The organism is Klebsiella sp. TF21-TM (genome assembly GCF_019753495.1).
GTDB lineage: Bacteria > Pseudomonadota > Gammaproteobacteria > Enterobacterales > Enterobacteriaceae > Klebsiella > Klebsiella quasipneumoniae.
In genome coordinates this window covers 1-531 of the sequence record NZ_JAIJYL010000118.1, presented here as the reverse complement: position 1 = coordinate 531, position 531 = coordinate 1, and the positions used below count along the sequence as shown (strand labels likewise).

At 51.0% G+C, this 531-nt stretch carries 2 pseudogenes; both read right to left on the bottom strand.

The annotated features are described in order from the left end of the window. Nucleotides 1-280, bottom strand: a pseudogene (locus K5R89_RS27190) (IS3 family transposase); the annotation flags it as partial. Between the two features lie 17 nt (nt 281-297). Next, nucleotides 298-531, bottom strand: a pseudogene (locus K5R89_RS27185) (IS1 family transposase); the annotation flags it as partial.

Sequence of the window (531 nt, the reverse complement as noted above, 5' to 3'; positions counted from 1 at the left end):
CGAACTCGAAGCCATCTGAACACCAGCGCATATCGCTTTCTGCCACCGCTATCTTGCCCTTATGTTCACGCTTCGGTCGCTCTGGTTTGTGATGCAACAACAACAGGTTATGCTCGCTCATTATCCTGTAAAGCCGTTTGGCATTCACAGGTGGCTGTCCCTCTGTGCGACGTTGCTTGCGCAGGATGCCCCACACGCGTCGATAACCATAACTCGGCATATCGCTGATAATGTTGAGGATAGCCGACAGTATTTCTGCGTCTGCTTCTTCATTACGCCGGTGGTAATGACTCCAACTTATTGATAGTGTTTTATGTTCAGATAATGCCCGATGACTTTGTCATGCAGCTCCACCGATTTTGAGAACGACAGCGACTTCCGTCCCAGCCGTGCCAGGTGCTGCCTCAGATTCAGGTTATGTCGCTCAATGCGCTGCGTATATCGCTTGCTGATTACGTGCAGCTTTCCCTTCAGACGGGATTCATACAGCAGCCAGCCATCCGTCATCTATACCACGACCTCAAAGGCCGA